Genomic DNA, 17878 nt, shown 5'->3' on the forward strand with positions numbered 1-17878 from the left:
CCAGTGTTTGCGTAGAATAGCGATGATTCAACAGACGTCGACTCATCTGCGCTCAGAGGGAGAGAAAATCGTGACAAGAAAGTATTTTGGAACTGACGGCGTGCGCGGTCGTGTTGGGGAAATCCCGATCACGCCGGATTTTGTCATGCGTCTCGGACATGCGACAGGACGGGTGCTCGCCGCACGCGACACTGCGCGCAGTCATGTCAAGGCGGGAGAGCGTCCGGCGATCCTGATCGGGAAGGATACGCGTATTTCCGGTTACATGCTGGAGGCGGCGCTGGAAGCCGGATTTTCTGCGGCGGGTGTCGATGTCTGCCTGGTTGGGCCAATGCCCACGCCGGCGATTGCTTACCTCACTCGTGCACTGCGCTTGCAGGCGGGAATCGTCATTTCCGCTTCACACAACCCATATTACGACAACGGTATTAAATTCTTCTCGGCAGCGGGCACCAAGCTGCCCGATGACATGGAATCGGAGATTGAAGCTGCGCTCGACGAACCGCTGACTTGTGTACCTTCGGCCGGTCTTGGCCGGGCACGGAGAATCGATGATGCGGATGGCCGCTATATCGAGTTCTGCAAGAGCACTTTTCCGTTTGAGATGGACCTGCGAGGGTTGAAAATCGTGGTCGACTGCGCAAACGGTGCGGCTTACCACATCGCACCGCATGTCTTCCACGAATTGGGCGCCGAGGTGACCAGCATCGGCAGCGAACCGAATGGCCTTAACATCAACCAGGAAGTCGGTGCGACGGCACCTGCTGCCTTGCGTGACGCTGTCGTGGCTCAAGGTGCCGACCTCGGGATTGCTCTGGACGGAGATGCAGACCGGGTGATGATGGTTGACGCAGTCGGCAATCTCTACGATGGCGATCAACTCCTGTTTGCGGTGGTGCGGGGCCGGCTACGTCAAGGCCACGTCGCGGGTGTCGTCGGTACCCTGATGAGCAATCTTGCGCTTGAGCATGCGCTGGCTGAGTTCAAGGTGCCTTTCGTTCGTGCCAATGTCGGCGACCGATACGTGATGGACATGCTGCGGCAGAAAGGCTGGCTTTATGGTGGGGAGAATTCGGGGCACATTCTCTGTCTCGACCGGCATACCACCGGCGATGGCATCGTTTCCGCCCTGCAGGTGCTTTCTGTCTTGCGCGAAGAGGGCTGCGATCTCCAACAACTTCTCGGGAATCTGAAGCTCTATCCACAAAAGCTGATCAATGTGGCGTTGAGCAAGGGCTTCCCCTGGAAAGACCACCCGTTGATCGGATCGACGCAGCGCGAGGTGGAGAGTGAACTCAATGGCTGTGGGCGGGTACTTCTGCGTGCTTCAGGGACTGAACCGCTGCTGCGCGTGATGGTGGAGGGTCAGGACTCGGCAACCGTCTGCCGAGCGGCTGAGAAGCTGGCGGCCGCCGTGCGGGAAGCCGTCTCCTCGTGAACGGGTCGGGTTGCAACGCGTGCGCCTGGAGACAGTTGGCCTGAAACAGGGTATCGAGATGGCCATTTTTCAAAGGGTGCGAATGAAAGTGTTGATCGAGATGCCTTGTTCGATCAAGATGCGTTGGCATCGGTGATCACTCCTCACCCGCGAGAGGGAGGGCATATCGGGAACTCCCAACACTTTCATTCACACCCGCGCGGCACAGCCGACAAGTTTGCTAAACTCCGCGACGGGTAGCGTGCTGGTTTGGATCTGCGCGGATGCTGCCGTGGTCGGTTGCTGTACGGCCCTTCTCCGAAGAACAGGAGTGGATGATGAGTTCAGTGCGTCAGTGGTGGATCGTGCTGCTCGCCTTGTTGCTGGCGGGAACGGCTCGCGCCGAGGATCTGGTGATCCCCGGCAGCGGCAATCCGGAATATGTGCTCGACCAACTGGCCAGGGCGTTCAATGCACGACAGGCGCAGCACCGCATCGTCATCCCGCCGTCCACGGGCACCGCCGGCGCGCTGCGCGATGTCGGCGAGGGCATTTCCAGTGTCGGGCGCGTCGGACGGCTCCTCAAGGACGAAGAACGCAAACAGGGTTTCGTTTTTATTTCCCTCGGGCGTGACCCGGTGGTCATCGTCGGCGGCGCTGGCGTGACCGTTCGAAGCCTCAGCGCAGCGCAATTGGTCGACATCTACAGCGGCAGGATCACCAACTGGGGCGAATTGGGGGGCAAGGCCGCTCCGATTCGTGCCGTCGGACGCGAAAACTCCGACGCCAGCCGCCAGGCGATCGCCAAGGTCATCAAACCCTTCCAGGAAATCACTTTCGGGCCGGGAGTCAAGACCGTGCACCTGGACCCCCAGTTGATCGCGCTGCTCGACCGTTACCCGAGCAGCCTGGGTATGCTCAATCGATCGGCGCTGGCCGCGTGCACCACCCGGGTCGTACACCTGGCGCTCGACGGCGTCGATCCGACCCCGGAAAATCTCGAGAAGGGAAGCTACCCGGCCTGGGTCGAACTCGGCCTGATTCACAAGCCCAACGGATTGACACCTGCCGCCAGGGCTTTCCTGGATTTCATTCGCTCGCCCGAGGGCCAGCGCATCGTGCGCCAGCACGGCATCCTGCCGCCGGGGATGGCGGGCTGAGCGAAGACCCGTCGAACGCTCCGGATGCAACGCGGCCTCTTTTCCCGTTTCTCTCTCCACTTCACGCTGGTGCTGATTTTCGCCTTGCTGGCGGGACTGGCGCAGTGGACGGCTTTCCGGGTTTCCGGGGATACCCTGCAGGCCACGGTGGACGCTCAGGAGATCGAGGAGATTCAGACCGTCGGCCGCGTTCTCCAGGAACTCCTGGCCGAGCATGCACAGCGCGCCCGCTTGACGGCCCGGCTGATCGCGCGTGGGGACAGTCTGGGAAGGCATTTTTCCAGCTCACAGGGTGGAGACGCTGCCAAGACGCTTCGTCAGTCTCTGGATAACGCCAGGGTGGTCAGCGAGCTTGGCCTCATCGAGGTGACCGATGATCGGGAAATCGTCCTCTACCGGAGCGATGACGCGGGATCGGGTGGCGATCGATCGTCAGCCTGGGGGGTCTTCGAAGCCTTGCAAGGCGAGAGCATTTTGGCCAGCGAACTCGAAGCCGGTACCTTGACGGTACGCGCGATCGAACCGATCCGCTCGCAAGGGCAGGTGGTCGGTACGATCGGCGTGGGTGTCCAGGTCGACTCGGCGCTGTTTCAGAAGCTCGGCCGGGAACTCGCCACCGAGCTTTTTCTGGTCGCCCGAACCGGGCAAGTGCTGGCTGCTTCGACGACCCGGCCGCGCAGTCTTGACCCCTCCCTGGTCCAGGAGGCACTGACCCAGAAGATCCCGGTCTTTCGCCAGTCCCGTGAGTCGCACGAGACGGTCGGCTACCTGCCGCTGATGATCGTCGACAGTGCCTATGTGGTGGTGGCCGTCCTGGACGGTTCGACGGCCTACCAGCGGCTGGACGAGGGCCAGGAACGCGCCGTCATCTACACCCTGGTCATCTTCATGGGTTGCAGTTTGCTGGCAATTCTGTTGCTGCGTTGGACATTGCACCCCCTGTACGCGCTGCGCGACAAGGCAGAAGGACTGGCGCGGGAACTCACCGGCAGCGGCATCACTGCGAAATCGGGGAACGAGGTGCAGGTCGTGGTCAATGTTCTTGAAACCCTGACCAGTCGCCTGGTGGCACGCAACACCGAATTGCTGGAAGCCAAACAGGTCGCCGAGGCCGCGAGCCACGCCAAGTCGAAGTTTCTCTCGAACATGAGCCACGAAATCCGCACACCGCTCAACGGGATTCTGGGGATGGCCGAGATTCTCGAGCGTACGCCGCTCAACGCCGAGCAGGACCGCTATGTGCGCGCCATCGGCAGCGCCGGACGGGCACTGCATGAGTTGCTGGGCGACATTCTCGACCTGGCGAAGATCGAGGCGGGTAGGTTGGTCATCGAACAGACCGATTTCGACCTCCAGGCCCTGCTTGGCCAGCTTGTCGACATCTTCCGGGAACTCGCGTCGACCCGCGGCAACATCCTGGTCACCGATTTTCGTCTCCCCGACCGGTTGGCCCTGAACGGCGACCCGACGCGTCTGCGCCAGATTCTGTCCAACCTGATCAGCAACGCCATCAAGTTCAGCGAAGGAGGAACGATCACCCTCGGCGTTTCCCCGCTCAACCCGCGTCCCGACGACGACCGACTCTGGTTGCGCTGCAGTGTCCGCGATACCGGCATCGGTATTGCTCCCGAGGCGATCGCCGGCCTGTTCCAGCCTTTCGTCCAGGCCGACCAGTCGACGACCCGTCGCTTTGGCGGCAGCGGGCTTGGCCTGGTGATCTGCAGGCACTTTGTCGAATTGATGGGGGGCACGATCCGTGTAGACAGCACCCTCGGGCAGGGCAGCACCTTTACCATCGACCTGCCTTTTGCCAGGGCGGTGGCGCCGCTGGCCGAACCGACGACCGCCGCCCGGAGCGTCGACAAGATCAGGGCCCGCATTCTGGTGGCAGAGGACAACCCGGTCAATCAGGTCGTGATCGAGGCCATTCTGGGGCAGCTTGGCGCTACCGTCACGATCGCCGAAAATGGCGCGCTGGCGGTGGAGGCTTTGCAGCAGTCGGCGTTCGATCTGGTCCTGATGGACTGTCAGATGCCGGTCATGGACGGTTACGGGGCGACGGCAGCGATCCGCGCTCTGCCGCCGCCATGGTCGCGGGTGCCGATCGTCGCGCTCACCGCCAACGCCCTGCCCGAGGATCGCCAGCGCTGCCTCGACGCCGGCATGAACGACTATCTCAGCAAGCCGGTTCGCATCCAGCCATTGCTGGCCTGTCTGCTGCACTGGCTGCCTGCCGGCGCCAGTGCTTCGGTGGCGGCTTCGCCGCCGCCTGCCACACTGCCGGCTTCGCCGTCGCCTGCCGCGTTGCCGGTTCAGACCAGCTCAGCCCCGACATCCTTGCTCGACCGCAGCGCCCTGGTCGACAATCCGAGCTTCAACCATCCCGGCACGGGCAAGCTGGTGGAGCGGGTGATCGCCCTGTATCTGGATGACACCCCGAAGCTCATCGCCACCCTCCGCACGCGTCTGCCGGAGCCGGCCTGGCCGGAAGTCACGCGCGCTGCCCACAGTCTGAAGTCGTCGAGTGCCGCGATTGGCCTCGCGAGTATTTCAGCCCGCGCCGCCCACATCGAAGCCCTCGCTCGCCAGCAGGACGCAGCCGAAGTGGCCACAGCACTGCCCGGACTCGAAGCGGAGTTTGCGCAGGCCGTCCCGGAACTGCGCGCCGAACTCGAACGACTGACCGGCAAATCGCCAGTCACCTAACGGTCAGCTCTCCTCCAGACCCCGATCATGAAAGTCATGACCGTTGCCCTCTCCCCCGACTCCTCCCCCGCAAGTGGGGAGGGGAGATTCGTGAGCCGCTGACGCGACTTTCCTTAACGGTTGAAAGTATGAAGATCCTGATCACCCCCCTCACCGCAGCCGATGTCGATGCCGTCTCTGCACTGGCACGCCGGATCTGGCAGCAGACCTACCCTGGGATCATCAGCCAGGCGCAGATCGACTTCATGCTCGAACAGCGCTACCACCGGCAGCGCCTGCTCGACGAGTTGACCATGCCGGATCTCTGGTGGGATCAGCTCCGGGTCGATGGCCAACTGGCCGGTTTTTCGTCCTGCCTGCGGGTCGACGGCGGCAAGGAAATGAAACTCGACAAGATCTACGTCGATCCGGCAAGGCAGCGCCTGGGCCTCGGCGCCCGGCTCATTGCGCAGGTGGCCGAGCGCGCGCTGGCGCTTGGTTGTGGGACACTGATTCTGGCGGTCAACAAGCGGAATCAGGCCGCCATCGCTGCTTATCGCAAGCATGGCTTTGCCGTTCGCGAATCAGTGTGCGTCGATATTGGCCAGGGATTCGTCATGGACGACTTTATAATGGCGAAACCGTTGCTTGGGCACCCTGCCGAATCCTGAACCAACGGTCATGGCGAATAAAACGCCCCCCAATGATGAAAGCTTTGACGCCATGACCGTTTCCCTCTCCCCCAACCCTCTCCCGCTGGCGGGAGAGGGGAGCGTTATGAGTCGCTGCGCAACTTTCACGGTAAGATGAAACTGAACTTCACCAAGATGCAGGGGCTCGGCAATGACTTTGTCGTGCTCGACGGGATTCGCCAGGCGCTCGAACTGACGCGCGAGCAACTGCGCTTCCTGGCCGACCGCCATTTCGGCATTGGCTGCGACCAGGTGCTGCTGGTCGAAGCGGGCACGCGGCCCGATGTCGATTTCCGCTATCGCATCTTCAATGGCGATGGTGGCGAGGTCGAGCAGTGCGGCAACGGCGCACGCTGCTTCGCCCACTTTGTCCATCAACAGGGGCTGACGAGGAAACGCGAGATCCGCGTCGAAACGATGCGCGGCGTGATCGTTCCGCGCCTCGAGGAGGACGGTTCGGTGACCGTCGACATGGGGGTGCCGGTATTTGCCCCCGACAAGATTCCCTTCGTCAGCGACCGCGACGATCTTTTGCAGCCACTCCGGGTCGCCGACGAGGAATGGGCCGTGACCGCTGTCGGCATGGGCAATCCGCACGCCGTGCAAGTGGTTGCCGACGTCGACAGCGCACCAGTCGAGCGGCTGGGGCCACTGATCGAATCGCACCCGCGTTTCCCGCAACGCGTCAACGCCGGTTTCATGCAGGTGCTCGACCGGCACGCGATTCGCCTGCGGGTTTTCGAACGTGGCGCGGGTGAAACGCTGGCCTGCGGCAGCGGCGCCTGCGCTGCCGTGGTCGCCGGTATCGCGCGCGGCCTGCTCGATTCGCCGGTGCGCGTCGAAACCCGCGGTGGCGATCTGAGCATCGTCTGGAATGGCCAGGGAACACCGGTATCGATGACCGGTCCTGCGCTTACTGTATTCAACGGAGAAATCGAGTTATGAGGTCGGAAGAAGTCGCGCGTTACCTGCAGGACAATCCCAAGTTTTTCGAGGAACACGCTGATCTGGTCTCCAACATGGTGGTTCCGCACCCGTATGCGGGGCGGACGATCTCGATCACCGAACGTCAGATGCTGGCGCTGCGCGACAAGAACCGGCACCTCGAAGGCAAGATGGGCGAGTTGCTGCAGTTTGCCGAGGAAAACGACGCGATCAGCGAGAAAATGCACCGGCTGGCGGTGGGTCTGATCATCGCCAGGAGTTTTCAGGCGGTGCTGCACACCCTGAATTTCCACCTGCGTGACGATTTTGCCGTCCCGCACGTGGCTCTGCGCCTCTGGCATCGTCCGGAAGGCAGCGACGAGCTGCCCGAATTCGCCGAGGTCAGCCAGGAACTGCAGGCGTTTGCAGAAACGCTGACGCAACCCTACTGTGGTTCGACGGCGGGTTTCGAAACCTCATCGTGGTTCGGTGAGGCGTCGCTGCATGTCCGTTCACAAGGCCTGATCGCGATGCACCACGGGAGCGCCACGATCGGCATGATTGCCCTCGGCAGCGAAGATCACGAGCGTTTCTACGCAGGCATGGGGACTGTCTACCTCGTGCGTCTCGGTGAAATGTCGGCGGCGGCGCTGACGCGTGTCCTGCGCTGAAACGACCTCGATGGCTGCCCGCGCGCGCGCGGCCAGCGTCAGCGCCTACCTTGACGAACTGGCGCAGCAGCGGCGGCTGTCGGCGCACACGGTCAGGAATTATCGGCGTGATCTCGATCTGCTCTGCGACCTGAGCAACGGCTTGCCGAAGGATTTGCCGGGCGAATCGCCCACCGGTTCGCGCGCTGAATGCTCCGATGCCTCCGGCTTCGACGCCCTGCAGACGCATCACATCCGCCGCTTCGTCGCGCAGTTGCACGCGCGCGGGCTCGGTGGCCGCTCGCTTGGGCGCACGCTCTCGGCCTGGCGCGGTTTTTATCGCTGGCTTGGCCAGCGCGGCATGGCCACGCAGAATCCCGTGGATGGCGTGCGGCCGCCGCGGAGCCCCAGGGCCTTGCCGAAAGTGCTGTCGCCTGACGAAGCGAACCGCTTGCTGGAAACGAATCCGGAAAACCTGTTGGCGGTTCGTGATCAGGCGATCTTCGAGTTGTTCTATTCTTCGGGCTTGCGCCTGGCCGAACTCGCAGCCCTCGACCTCGCCTCTCTTGACGATCTATTGGCTGGCGAGGTGCGCGTCCTCGGCAAGCGCAGCAAGCTGCGCATCGTTCCCGTGGGGAGCAAGGCCAGGGAGGCAGTGGCGCTGTGGGCTGCGCAGCGCGCCCGCCTGGCGGCGGCCGACGAGGCGGCGCTGTTCGTTGGCCAGCACGGCAAACGCCTGGGCATGCGCATGATCCAGCAACGCCTGCAGCGGCGTGGGCTGGTACAGGGCCTGCCGGCACGGGTGCATCCGCACATGCTGCGCCACTCCTTCGCCTCGCACGTGCTGCAGTCCTCGGGCGATCTGCGGGCGGTGCAGGAGATGCTCGGTCATGCCAGCATCGCCTCGACACAGGTCTACACGCATCTTGATTTCCAGCATTTGGCGGCCGTTTACGACCAGGCGCATCCACGCGCCAAACGCAAGCCGGAGTGACACGCAAGGCGGCCAGGCCAGTTCAGCCCGGTCATCGCCACCCTTCTGGATCATCGGCAGGCTTTTCAGAGGCCGTCGCACTGCTTGCTTGCGGAGGGCATTCCGACGCCGGAGGGGGTCTGGGATGGCCTCGTTTCAACCGGGGTTGGCCGTCAGCCGCCGCAGACCAGTGACGAAGCGCGCCAGCGTCGGTGACAGTGCGCCGCGTGGCAGCATGACCTCGATCAGCCGGAATTTGCCTCGTGTCGCGTGTGCCTCGGCGAGTGCGCGCTTCAGTTCGCGCCGCGTGCTGACCCGCACGCCTTCGCCGCCCATGGCCGGAGCCATGTCGGCGAAGTGCCAGTCGTCGAGGTCGTTGAAACCCGATTGCGGCTGGAAGGTCCGCAGCATCTCCCACGACTGGTTGTTGAAGACGATCACGATCGGGTCGAAGCCGAAACGCCGGCAGTTGCCGAGTTCCCAGCCGGTCATCTGGAAAGCCCCGTCACCGACCAGAATCAGTGTGCGCTCGCCGGATGCCGCCTGCAGTCCGATGCCGGCCGGCACGCCGAAGCCCATGGTTGCGTAATAGCCGGGGGCAACGAGTTCGGTGTTGGCGATGTCCATCGCCGTGAACAGGCAGTCGCCGATGTCCGAGGCGATCGGCATGCGGCCCTGGTCGCGCATCAGGTCGTTGACTGCGGTGGCGATGTCGAGTGGCATCAATGGCGTGTCATCGTCAAGCAGGTCGAAGGGGTAGTCCTGCTTCTTGACCTCGAAGTATCGGTTGGACGGCACGGTTCGTGCCAGCAGGGCGTCGACGAGTGATTCGAGACCGATCGCATCGTAGGTGTGGTAGCCCATTGAGACACGGCCATCGAGCGCCTGGATGGTCTTGCGCAGGTCAATCTTCTTGTCGGATACGCCGAAGTTGGTGTCGGAAATGATCACGCCGAGCAGAAACAGTCCGTCGGAAGACTCGACGGCCTGGGTCACATCCGGCGCTCCGGCGATGCCAAGGTAGGTGCCCATCAGCGGTGCATTGGCCGCAGCCAGCAGGCCACGCCCCATGAAACTGGTGACTACCGGCAGGGCAAGTCGGCGGGCCAGTTCGGCGGCCTTGGCCTCCAGGCCGAAACGCCGGACCTCGACACCGACCATCAGGACTGGCATTGTGGCGGCGGCCAGCCGGCCGAGGATCTCGTCGACACAGGCGGCGAGTGCGTCGGGGTCGGGTCCGGCGGGTTCGATCGTGGGTGTCGTCGCGCAGGGTGCGCCCACCATGTCCCGCGGCAGTTCGATGTAGACGGGTCGCGAATGCCGGCGGCAACTCGCCAGCACGCGCGCGATGTCGGTCGGTGCGCGAGCCGGGTCGTCGAGACGTACCTGGTCGCAGGTGATTTCGCGGTAGATCTGGAACTGCGAGTCGAGCGTCTTCGCCTGATGGTGGAGCAGCAGCCCCGAGCGCGCATCGTTCTTGCCGGGGCCGCCGGACAGGATGACCAGCGGCGACTTCTCGGCAAAGGCCGAGGCGACGGCATTGACCATGTTGAGCGCCCCCGCGCCATAGGTGACCGCGGCGACGCCGAGCGTGCCGTGAAAGCGCGCCGACGCATCGGCTGCGAAACCGACGCCGGGTTCGTGCGAGAGCGTATAGAGCGGCAGGATACGGCTTTCCTCGATGATGCGGAAATAGGGCAGGGCAAAATCGCCGGGGATGCCGAAGATTTCATGGGCGCCATGCGCTTTCAGGGCATGCAGCAGGGATTCGGTGATGTTCATGCGGACTCCTCGCAAAAGACCTGCAATTTAATCAGGCGTGGAACGTTCATCGTGGCTTTCTGCCAATACTGTACCGAGAAACCGCCATTAATGGATAGAATCCCCGTTCCACCTTTCGGGAGGCTGTTCATGAATACCCTGCGCGTCTATGCGATCGACGGCATCGTGCCCGTGGTCGACCCGACGGCCTTCGTCCATCCGACCGCCGTCCTGATCGGTGATGTCATCGTCGGCCCGGGCTGCTATGTCGGCCCCTGCGCCAGCTTGCGCGGCGATTTCGGGCGGCTGATCCTCGAACGCGGCGCCAACCTCCAGGATACCTGTGTCATGCATGGCTTTCCCGGTACCGACACCGTCGTTGGCGAAGACGGCCACATCGGCCACGGTGCCGTGCTGCACGGTTGCCGTGTCGAAAGGAACGCGCTGGTCGGCATGAATGCAGTGATCATGGACAACGCCCTCATCGGCGAGTCCGCGATGATTGCCGCCTGCGCCTTCGTCAAGGCCGGCGTCGAGATCCCGCCGCGCAGCCTCGCCGCCGGTATTCCGGCCAGGGTCATCCGCCTCCTCTCCGATGAGGAGAGGGCGTGGAAGGTTGAAGGTACCCACACCTACCAGGATCTTGCCCGTCGCTGCCTGACCACGATGGTCGAATGCGAGCCGCTGCGCGCAGCCGAACCCGACCGCCCGCGCATCCACATCCCGGACGTGATCCCGCTGGTCGAACTGAAAAAGCGCTGATTTGATGATGCGCGAGCATGACCAGACCGACCCCGGCCGTATTCGCCACAGGCGTGTCGCCGAACCGGCTAACGGCCATGACTTTCGAGGCACCCCCGATCATGAAAGTCATGACCGTTTCCCCTCTCCCGCAAGTGGAGAGGGGAGATTCGTGAGTCGCTGACGCGACTTTCACATTAAGCGATATGTCGCCAGTATGCAGCCAGCCGTTGCGTAGCGTCGTGGCTGTCGCTTGCGGGTTGCGCTAGTAGCCCTGCATCACGGTTTCGTCGCGCTCGAGCACTTCGCCGGTGGCACCGGCGCAAGGGCGGGTCGTCGGCATCGGCGACGACCACCTCGATGACGCTGTGCAGGTCCTGCGCTCAGCCCTGATCGGCGAGCAGGAAGTCCTGGACGATGCGTACCTGCGATTCTTCGAGGAACATCGGGGCATGGCCAACTGCCGGCACTTCGACGAGCTTTGCACGCGGTCCACGGGTCGTCATCTCAGTGGCGGTATCGTGCAGCAGGATGTCCGATTGCGCACCGCGCAGGACCAGCGTTGGGCAGCGGATGGCGTCGTACATCGGCCAGAGGTTGATCTCCTTGGCCTCAAGGAAGGCCTTCTGGTAGGGCTGGGCGATTGCGCGGTCATAGTTCATCTCAATGCCGCCGTCAGGCTTCGCCCGCGTGCCGACGACGGTCATGAAGCGCCACTGCGCGTCAGTGAGGGCGCCGAACGGCGCACACACGACGCGCACATAGGCTTCTGCCTCGGCCAGATCGGCGAAATCCGGAGCCTTGCCGAGATATTCACCAATTCGCTGCAGGGCGTCGATACCGATCGTTGGCCCGACGTCGTTGAGCACCAGTCGACTGATCGGCGAGCCCGGCAGGCTCGCCAGGAACATGCCGATCAGGCCGCCCATCGAACTTCCCAGCCAGTGTACCGAGTCCACCGCAAGGCGGGCGATCAGCGTCATCATGTCGTTGGCGTAGACCGGCACGCCGTAGTCATCGGCGAAGAATAAGCGATCGCTGCGGCCACGCCCGACGACGTCCGGGCAGACGACCCGGTAATCGTCGGCCAGGGCGTTGGCCAGGACATCGAAATCGCGGCCGTTGCGGGTCAGGCCGTGCGCGCAGATCAGGACGCGTGGATTGGCCGGGTTGCCCCACTCGACGTAAGCCATGCGGTGTAGGCCATGCGGCCCCAGGCAACGTACCGAGCCTTCGCGCATCTCGTGCAAACGGCCGCCGGCCGCCTGGCCGGGCCGTGAGGTCACTACCAGTTCTTCGAATTCCTTGAGTATCGCCATGTTCGAGCCCCGATGTCGTTCAGTTATTCGGATCGATCCTTGCAACTCCCTGATCTCCTGTCTGGCGGGCAGTGCGCGGGCCTGAAAGCCGTAGCCGTCATCGCCCTGCAGCCGGGTCGGGAAATTCAATGATGCCATCGAGAGTATCCTCGCATCGGGCAAGCGAAGTCAATCGTCAGTTGCCGGCGAGCGCATCATTACCAGAGATTCCGCCCATCCCAGAAGCACTCAGGGGAGGGGTTGGGGGAGAGGGAAACGGTCATGACTTTCATGATTGGGGGGGGCCTGGAAAAGTCATGACCGTTTGGTGCGATTGGACGGATCGTTCTTCCGCCCAGGTCCAACCAGGGAGCGGTGCAGGCAAGGGATGCCCAGGCGGCGAGAGCCGATGGCATGCTCAAGGTCATCGCAGGCAGCGAAATCGAGCGGGGTGCGATTCCGGCCTGGCTTGATGCCGGATCGGGTAGCCGTCATTTTTTCGTAACATGACGGGCCTATTCTCCGATCGCCGATCCCACTTCCCAATGCGAGCACAGACTCATGAGTGATCACCTCAGCAAGCAGTTCGACCGCGAACTTGAATACATCAGCAGCCGAATTCTGCAGATGGGTACCCTGGTCGAAAGACAGGTGCTGGTGGCGATCGAGGCCTTCAGTACCGGGAGCGCCGAGGCAAGCCAGCAGGTGATTGACGGTGAACGCCAGGTCGATGCCGACGAGGTCGGTATCGACGAGGACTGCACGCTGCTGATTGCCCGCCGGCAACTCGCGGCGGGCGATTTGCGCTTGATTCTGGCCATCCTGCGGATCGTGACCGACCTCGAGCGGATCGGCGACAAGGCCTGCGAGATTGCCCGCATGTCGCGAGCGCTGCGTCTGGACGGCGCTCACTACCTCCCGCGATTGACCGACCTCGACCATTGCGGACGGCTCGCCACCGATATGCTGCGGGCGGCGCTCGACTCGTTGGCCCGTCGGGATGTCGAGGCGGCTCGCCGGGTCATCGGTACGGACGCGGCCGTCGATACCGCCTTCAATACCATCCTGCGGCAACTCCTGACCTACATGCTGGAAGACCCGCGCACGATCAGCGAAGCGCTCGACATCCTCTGGATCGCCAAGGCCATCGAACGGATTGGCGATCACGCGACCAATATCGCCGAGGACGTGATCTACATCGTCAGCGGCATCGACATTCGGCACACGCTTCCCAAGCCCACTGACGAGGCCTGACGCCGACAGGTGGCTGCTGAGGCTGGCCGTCATCCTCTCGCAATGATCAACCCTCAGACTGCCGCCACCCCCTATGACCCCCCGACTGTCCGGAGATTGAAAATGCCTACCCATCGCACGCTGCGCAAGTTGTCTGTTCTGACTGCCACCCTGTTCCTGACGTTCTCCGCACTGGCTGCCGACATCACCGGTGCCGGCGCCACTTTTCCCTACGCGGTCTACACCAAGTGGGCCGAGGCGTATCAGACGGCGACCAGGAACCGGGTGAACTATCAGGGCATCGGTTCTTCCGGCGGCGTCAAGCAGATCAAGGCCAGGACCGTAGACTTCGGCGGCACCGACGCTCCACTGAGCGAATCCGATCTCGATGCCGCCGGACTGGTACAGGTCCCGACCGTGATGGGCGGCGTGACCCTGGTGATCAATGTTCCCGGCATCGAGTCCGGCAAACTGAAACTCGACGGCCCCACGCTTGCCGATCTCTTCCGGGGCGCCATCAGGAAGTGGAACGACCCGGCCATCGTCAACCTGAACCCTGGCCTCAAGCTGCCCGATCTGGCGATTACCGTGGCTTTCCGTTCCGACGGATCGGGGACCACCTTCGTTTTTTCGAATTATCTGGCCCGGCAGTCGGCGTCGTTCAAGAACGAGGTCGGTGCCGGTAATACGGTGAACTGGCCCACCAATGGCGTTGGCGGCAAGGGCAACCCCGGCGTTGCCGCCAACGTGCAGAAGATTGCCGGCGCCATTGGCTATGTCGATATCGCCGATGCCACGAAAAACAAGATGACCTTCGTGGCCCTGAAGAACAAGTCCGGCCACTATATCGTGCCAACCCAGGACGCCATCGAGGCCGCCGCCGCCGGCGCCAACTTCAAGGTCAGGGGCATGGCTCCCGACCTGCTTGACCAGGCTCACAAGGATGCCTGGCCGATCACCAGTGCGACCTACATTCTTGCCTACGAGAAGGGGGCCGACGCTGCCAAGCAGAAAGGCGTGGTCGACTTCTTTGGCTGGGCATTGAACAACGGCCAGAAGATGGCCGAGGATCTGGGTTTCGTGCCGCTACCTGCGAGCGTGGTGAAGATGGTCGAAACCGAGATGAAGAACATCAAATAAGGTTTGTAGTCGAATCCTGCCCGCAAACCGTTCTTGCGGCGACCTTTGGAAACCGCCCTTCCACGTGAGGAATGATCGCATGACCGCAGTGATGTCCACCCGCAGACCCGTCAGGTCCGATCTCCAGGCCAGACAGATCAGAAAGTTCAAGCTGCAGGACACCCTCTTTCATCAACTGACCCTGCTGTTCGCCCTGATTGTCCTGGCCGCACTCGCAGGCATATTGATCGCCCTGGCTCTTGAAGCGCTACCGGCGTTCAGGGAATTCGGTGCGGCTTTCCTGTGGACCAATGCCTGGAACGTGCCAGAAGAGCAGTTCGGCGCGCTCAGCGCCGTCTACGGCACCGTGGTGACCTCGGCCATTGCGCTGTTCATCGCCGTACCGGTCAGTTTCGGCATCGCCCTGTTTCTCACCGAAACCTGCCCGGTCTGGCTGCGTCGTCCGCTCGGCACGGCCATCGAACTGCTGGCCGGGGTGCCTTCGATCATCTATGGCATCTGGGGGTTGTTCGTGTTTGCGCCATGGTTTGCCAGAGAGGTGCAACCGCATCTGCAAACGCTTTTCGGCGACCTGCCGGTGATCGGCGGCTGGTTTGCCGGTCCGCCGATCGGCGTCGGTATTCTCGCCGCCGGCATCGTACTGTCGCTGATGGTGATTCCCTTCGTGGCCTCGGTGATGCGTGACGTCTTCGAAACGGTGCCGGCACAACTCAAGGAATCGGCGTATGGTCTCGGTTGCACCACCTGGGAAGTCGTCACTGGCGTGGTCCTGCCCTACACCCGCGTCGGCGTCATTGGTGGCATCATGCTGGGCCTGGGCCGCGCGCTCGGAGAAACGATGGCCGTCACCTTCGTGATCGGCAACGCCAACCGCATCGTCGGCAGCCTGTTCGCGCCGGGAACCTCGATCGCCTCGACGCTGGCCAATGAATTCGGTGAAGCCGACCCCGGCCTGCATATTTCCGCCTTGTTCGCCCTCGGCCTGGTCCTTTTCGTCATCACCTTCGTGGTGCTGGCAATTTCGCGCTGGTTGATCCGGCGCGGCCTTGCCAGGCAAGGCCAGTGAAAGGGGGAGAACGGTCATGAATCGCTATTCTCGCCGCATTCTGACCAACCGCATCGGCATGGGCCTGTCGATGCTGGCGATGGCCTTCGGTCTGCTCGCCCTGCTGTGGATTCTCTGGACCCTGTTCTATAACGGCTTCGCAGCGCTGAGCTGGGATTTGTTCACTCACGACACGCCGGCACCCGGCAGTGAAGGCGGCGGACTGCGCAATGCCATCGTCGGCAGCCTGCTGATCGTTGGCGTCACTGCTCTGGTCTCGACGCCGGTCGGAATTCTCGCCGGCATCTACCTGGCCGAATTCGGTGGCAAATCCCGATTCGCTGCCGCGACCCGTTTCGTCACCGACATCATGCTGTCGGCGCCTTCGATCGTCGTCGGACTGTTCGTCTATGCTCTGGCGGTGGCGACCCTGGGCGGTTTTTCCGGCTGGGCGGGGTCGCTGGCCCTGTCGCTGATCGCCATTCCGGTGGTCGTGCGAACGACCGAGAACATGCTGCTGCTGGTGCCCGGCAGTCTGCGTGAGGCGGCGTTCGCGGTCGGCGCGCCGCACTGGCAGGTGTCCTTGAAAGTCACCCTGCGCGCGGTCAAGGCGGGTGTACTGACCGGCATTCTGCTGGCCATCGCCCGCGTCACCGGAGAAACCGCGCCGCTCTTGTTTACCGCGCTGAACAACCAGTTCTACAGTACCGACATGTCGCAACCGATGGGCAACCTGCCGGTGGTGATCTTCCAGTTCGCGATGAGCCCCTACGACAACTGGGTGAACCTGGCGTGGGGCGGTGCGCTGCTGATTGCCCTGATGGTGCTCGCGATCAACATCGTCGCACGCGTCCTGTTTCGCAAGAAATCCTCAGACTAGACCCGGAGTTTCCCATGTCCGCCCCTCAATACCCTGTCGAAGGCGAAGCCATTCTGGCAGTCCGCGACCTGAGTTTCTATTACGGCGACTTTCGTGGCCTCAACAAGGTTTCCCTGGACATCGCGCAAAACAAGGTCACGGCTTTCATCGGCCCTTCCGGTTGCGGCAAGTCCACCCTGCTGAGGACCTTCAACCGCATGTACGATCTCTATCCTGGCCAGCGCGCGGAAGGGCAGATCCTCTTCCATGGCAGTAACCTGCTCGACAGGAAGCAGGATGTGAATCTGCTGCGCGCCAGGATTGGCATGGTCTTCCAGAAGCCGACGCCGTTTCCGATGACCCTCTACGAAAACATCGCTTTTGGTGTGCGGCTCTACGAACCCCTGGCAAAATCCGACATGGACGAGCGCGTCGAATGGGCGCTGCGCAAGGCGGCATTGTGGGAAGAAACCCGGAACAAGTTGCAGCAGAGTGGGCTGTCGCTGTCGGGGGGGCAGCAGCAGCGCTTGTGTATCGCTCGCACGATCGCGGTCAAACCCGATGTGGTGCTGCTGGATGAACCCACTTCCGCGCTGGACCCGCTGTCCACCGCCAAGATCGAGGAATTGATCAATGAACTCAAGTCCGATTACTCGATTGCCATCGTCACCCACAACATGCAACAGGCGGCGCGCATCTCCGATTACACGGCATTCATGTATCTCGGTGAATTGATCGAATTTGGCAATACCCGGGAGCTGTTCGTCAAGCCGAAAAAGCAGCAGACCGAGGACTACATTACCGGGCGCTTCGGCTGATGCCCTCCGGCTCGTCAGACCTGCCGTCATCCGGCAGTCACATTGCCCTCGTATCCTGCAGGCGTGATTCCCATTTCGAAATATGAGGCCAGCCCCATGAGCAGTCATCTCAGCAAGCAGTTCGATCTCGAACTGGAAGGTATCCGTACCCGCGTCCTGCAGATGGGTGGCCTGGTCGAGAGGCAGTTGATGGCGGCGATCGACGCCTTCAGCACCGGCAATATCGAGGCCATGCAGGAAGTCGTCCGGACGGACGCTGAAGTGGATGCTTACGAAGTTGGCATCGATGAGGACTGCACCCTGCTCATCGCACGCCGGCAACCCGCCGCTTGCGATCTGCGGTTGGTGATGGCCATCTCGCGGATTGTCACCGACCTCGAGCGCAGCGGCGACAAGGCGGCCAAGATCGCCAACAAGTCGCGCAAGCTGCATCGGGTCAGCGGGCAGCGCATCCCGCGACTGTCCGATCTTCATCATTGCGG

At 62.7% G+C, this 17878-nt stretch carries 16 protein-coding genes; 14 read left to right on the forward strand and 2 right to left on the reverse strand.

All coding sequences use genetic code 11. The annotated features are described in order from the left end of the window. Positions 1 to 70: 70 nt before the first annotated feature. The 7 genes from glmM (at position 71) to xerC (ending at position 8522) form a co-directional block, all read left to right on the forward strand. Positions 71 to 1438: a phosphoglucosamine mutase gene (glmM, locus tag V5B39_RS11845; RefSeq protein WP_332343096.1), complete on the forward strand. Its 1368-nt coding sequence runs from the start codon at positions 71 to 73 to the stop codon at positions 1436 to 1438. A gap of 317 nt (positions 1439 to 1755) precedes the next feature. Next, the gene (locus V5B39_RS11850; protein WP_332343097.1) at positions 1756 to 2577 is read left to right on the forward strand and encodes a substrate-binding domain-containing protein; all 822 of its coding nucleotides are present in this window, start codon (positions 1756 to 1758) and stop codon (positions 2575 to 2577) included. Between the two features lie 24 nt (positions 2578 to 2601). Beyond that, positions 2602 to 5283, forward strand: coding sequence for an ATP-binding protein (locus V5B39_RS11855; protein WP_332343098.1), 2682 nt, complete (start codon positions 2602 to 2604; stop codon positions 5281 to 5283). Between the two features lie 128 nt (positions 5284 to 5411). Beyond that, positions 5412 to 5933, forward strand: a complete 522-nt coding sequence (locus V5B39_RS11860) for a GNAT family N-acetyltransferase (protein ID WP_332343099.1) — start codon at positions 5412 to 5414, stop codon at positions 5931 to 5933. 135 nt (positions 5934 to 6068) lie between these two features. Continuing rightward, complete coding sequence (gene dapF / locus V5B39_RS11865; protein WP_332343100.1) at positions 6069 to 6899, forward strand: diaminopimelate epimerase; 831 nt, start codon at positions 6069 to 6071, stop codon at positions 6897 to 6899. Further along, complete coding sequence (locus V5B39_RS11870) at positions 6896 to 7549, forward strand: DUF484 family protein (RefSeq protein WP_332343101.1); 654 nt, start codon at positions 6896 to 6898, stop codon at positions 7547 to 7549. Before dapF ends, V5B39_RS11870 begins: the two co-directional genes overlap by 4 nt. A gap of 10 nt (positions 7550 to 7559) precedes the next feature. Further along, positions 7560 to 8522 carry a tyrosine recombinase XerC gene (gene xerC / locus V5B39_RS11875; protein ID WP_332343113.1) on the forward strand — a complete coding sequence of 321 codons (963 nt, stop codon included), beginning with the start codon at positions 7560 to 7562 and terminating at the stop codon, positions 8520 to 8522. A gap of 135 nt (positions 8523 to 8657) precedes the next feature. Here the strand turns inward: xerC and ipdC are convergent, their stop codons facing one another. Beyond that, positions 8658 to 10283 (reverse strand): indolepyruvate/phenylpyruvate decarboxylase, encoded by a 1626-nt coding sequence (gene ipdC, locus V5B39_RS11880; protein ID WP_332343102.1) that lies wholly within the window; start codon positions 10281 to 10283, stop codon positions 8658 to 8660. A gap of 129 nt (positions 10284 to 10412) precedes the next feature. Between ipdC and paaY the strand changes: the two genes are divergently transcribed. After that, the gene (gene paaY, locus V5B39_RS11885) at positions 10413 to 11024 is read left to right on the forward strand and encodes a phenylacetic acid degradation protein PaaY (RefSeq protein WP_332343103.1); all 612 of its coding nucleotides are present in this window, start codon (positions 10413 to 10415) and stop codon (positions 11022 to 11024) included. 362 nt (positions 11025 to 11386) lie between these two features. Here paaY and V5B39_RS11890 read toward each other — a convergent pair whose 3' ends face one another. Further along, the gene (locus V5B39_RS11890) at positions 11387 to 12322 is read right to left on the reverse strand and encodes an alpha/beta fold hydrolase (RefSeq protein WP_434735688.1); all 936 of its coding nucleotides are present in this window, start codon (positions 12320 to 12322) and stop codon (positions 11387 to 11389) included. Positions 12323 to 12862: 540 nt separating this feature from the next. Between V5B39_RS11890 and phoU the strand changes: the two genes are divergently transcribed. The 6 genes from phoU to V5B39_RS11920 all read left to right on the forward strand — a co-directional run. After that, the gene (gene phoU, locus V5B39_RS11895) at positions 12863 to 13555 is read left to right on the forward strand and encodes a phosphate signaling complex protein PhoU (protein WP_332343104.1); all 693 of its coding nucleotides are present in this window, start codon (positions 12863 to 12865) and stop codon (positions 13553 to 13555) included. Positions 13556 to 13657: 102 nt separating this feature from the next. Further along, positions 13658 to 14674 carry a phosphate ABC transporter substrate-binding protein PstS gene (gene pstS / locus V5B39_RS11900; RefSeq protein WP_332343105.1) on the forward strand — a complete coding sequence of 339 codons (1017 nt, stop codon included), beginning with the start codon at positions 13658 to 13660 and terminating at the stop codon, positions 14672 to 14674. Between the two features lie 79 nt (positions 14675 to 14753). Then, entirely contained in the window at positions 14754 to 15740 is a 987-nt protein-coding gene (pstC, locus tag V5B39_RS11905; protein ID WP_332343106.1) for a phosphate ABC transporter permease subunit PstC, read from the forward strand. Between the two features lie 16 nt (positions 15741 to 15756). Continuing rightward, positions 15757 to 16599 (forward strand): phosphate ABC transporter permease PstA, encoded by an 843-nt coding sequence (pstA, locus tag V5B39_RS11910; RefSeq protein WP_332343107.1) that lies wholly within the window; start codon positions 15757 to 15759, stop codon positions 16597 to 16599. 14 nt (positions 16600 to 16613) lie between these two features. Continuing rightward, positions 16614 to 17396 carry a phosphate ABC transporter ATP-binding protein PstB gene (pstB, locus tag V5B39_RS11915; RefSeq protein WP_332343108.1) on the forward strand — a complete coding sequence of 261 codons (783 nt, stop codon included), beginning with the start codon at positions 16614 to 16616 and terminating at the stop codon, positions 17394 to 17396. Between the two features lie 96 nt (positions 17397 to 17492). Continuing rightward, positions 17493 to 17878, forward strand: a 386-nt coding sequence (locus tag V5B39_RS11920; protein WP_332343109.1) for a PhoU domain-containing protein, incomplete at its 3' end; no start/stop codon positions are given.

Origin of the sequence: Accumulibacter sp. (assembly GCF_036625275.1) — a bacterium.
Lineage (GTDB): Bacteria > Pseudomonadota > Gammaproteobacteria > Burkholderiales > Rhodocyclaceae > Accumulibacter.

Excerpts from the sequence above, each read along its gene's own strand:
- ipdC (WP_332343102.1), bottom strand. The coding sequence starts at position 10,283 with ATGAACATCACCGAATCCCTGCTGCATGCCCTGAAAGCGCATGGCGCC.
- V5B39_RS11870 (WP_332343101.1), top strand. The coding sequence starts at position 6,896 with ATGAGGTCGGAAGAAGTCGCGCGTTACCTGCAGGACAATCCCAAGTTT.
- V5B39_RS11850 (WP_332343097.1), top strand. The coding sequence starts at position 1,756 with ATGAGTTCAGTGCGTCAGTGGTGGATCGTGCTGCTCGCCTTGTTGCTG.
- dapF (WP_332343100.1), top strand. The coding sequence starts at position 6,069 with ATGAAACTGAACTTCACCAAGATGCAGGGGCTCGGCAATGACTTTGTC.
- V5B39_RS11855 (WP_332343098.1), top strand. The coding sequence starts at position 2,602 with ATGCAACGCGGCCTCTTTTCCCGTTTCTCTCTCCACTTCACGCTGGTG.
- pstS (WP_332343105.1), top strand. The coding sequence starts at position 13,658 with ATGCCTACCCATCGCACGCTGCGCAAGTTGTCTGTTCTGACTGCCACC.
- V5B39_RS11890 (WP_434735688.1), bottom strand. The coding sequence starts at position 12,322 with ATGGCGATACTCAAGGAATTCGAAGAACTGGTAGTGACCTCACGGCCC.
- phoU (WP_332343104.1), top strand. The coding sequence starts at position 12,863 with ATGAGTGATCACCTCAGCAAGCAGTTCGACCGCGAACTTGAATACATC.
- xerC (WP_332343113.1), top strand. The coding sequence starts at position 7,560 with ATGGCTGCCCGCGCGCGCGCGGCCAGCGTCAGCGCCTACCTTGACGAA.
- pstB (WP_332343108.1), top strand. The coding sequence starts at position 16,614 with ATGTCCGCCCCTCAATACCCTGTCGAAGGCGAAGCCATTCTGGCAGTC.
- paaY (WP_332343103.1), top strand. The coding sequence starts at position 10,413 with ATGAATACCCTGCGCGTCTATGCGATCGACGGCATCGTGCCCGTGGTC.
- pstA (WP_332343107.1), top strand. The coding sequence starts at position 15,757 with ATGAATCGCTATTCTCGCCGCATTCTGACCAACCGCATCGGCATGGGC.
- pstC (WP_332343106.1), top strand. The coding sequence starts at position 14,754 with ATGACCGCAGTGATGTCCACCCGCAGACCCGTCAGGTCCGATCTCCAG.
- V5B39_RS11860 (WP_332343099.1), top strand. The coding sequence starts at position 5,412 with ATGAAGATCCTGATCACCCCCCTCACCGCAGCCGATGTCGATGCCGTC.